The 1,224-nt window shown below is 39.6% G+C and carries 1 protein-coding gene; it reads left to right on the top strand.

The window, feature by feature from the left end:
• Window positions 1–426 precede the first annotated feature (426 nt).
• Window positions 427–1,224, top strand: a 798-nt coding sequence (locus KDG50_00895) for a hypothetical protein (protein ID MCB1863961.1), incomplete at its 3' end; no start/stop codon positions are given.

The raw sequence follows: 1,224 nt of genomic DNA, 5'->3' as shown, positions 1-1,224 counted from the left end.
TTAGAGATACAGTTAACGGTCTAAGGTCTCAAATTGGTTTCTCGATTTTTGTGCAACCTTGACACATGCTTTAGATTGCCCTAAAGCTTAAATAAATCCTCGTAGCCTTAGTTGGTTCAGTGCTTTGCTGTTTGGTCGAATTGTAGTACATTAGTGCCGTGAGCCTCAAGGAAATGGCCCCTGCAGGGATGCAAGCCACCAGCGGAGAGCTCATGCAACTCAAAGCACATCTTTTATGTCTACAGGCCTCTTATACGATTTATCTATAAGGGGCTTGCTTTTTATAGATAAAACCTATTAACTTAGCGCATAGGATGCCTCAATCAATGTGTAACAACATTTAAAAGCCTGCAGAGTGGAAGCTGCAGGCTTTTTCATTTGCTTTGTAGTCCTCTGTTTTTTACATTAGCAACATGTTACACAGGAATGGCGGTCGATATTGGTTTATCCCTTCTCCCATTCTACAAAATTACTTCCACCATGCACACAGGTTTTAAAATCCCCGTTATCAGGCTTACAGGTTCAATGGTCGTTACTTACGATCAAAAATATGACTACCCTTCCAGATCAGAAGCTCAAATCGAGAATGAAAAGAATTTAAGAGATATTACTTACAATGGATATATGTCTCCTAAAACGAAATCAAAAGTTCGCAAGTATCTAACCACCTGGGTTAACTCAATTAATTCATTAAAAGGATTACCAGTAAACCCAGGGCTCAAAAAAGTGCCCTACCTAACGTTTGTAACCCTTACCTTGCCATCAAAACAAAATCACTCAGATAATGAAATGAAAAGGGAGGCACTCATGCCCTTTATAGAAACCCTTAAACGAAAGCATGATGTCTGGAACTACTTTTGGAGAGCAGAAGCACAAGAGAACGGAAATATTCATTTTCACCTCATTGTAGACAGTTACATTAGATGGGAGTCTATTAGGTTCGAATGGAATAGCATCATGGAGAAGCTAGGATACATTGAGCCTTTCTTTCTTAAATACAATCACAGAAACCCTAATTCGACAGACATTCATCGGCTAGGTGGTGTTGGCAATAGTGCGGAATATCTTTTAAAGTACGTTTCTAAATCAGATGGCTACCGTAAAATTGAGGGGAGAATACACGGGTGCTCTGATAGAGTTAGGGTACTGAACCCGTATGAGTGTGAGTTAGATAACACAGCCTATGAAGCCATTATAGAACTAAAGAAATCCAAAGAAGTCAGG

The sequence above is a fragment of the Chromatiales bacterium genome (assembly GCA_020445605.1).
GTDB lineage: Bacteria > Pseudomonadota > Gammaproteobacteria > JAGRGH01 > JAGRGH01 > JAGRGH01.
Note: the sequence above shows the minus strand (reverse complement) of the source record. Positions and strands in the feature narration are given on the sequence as shown.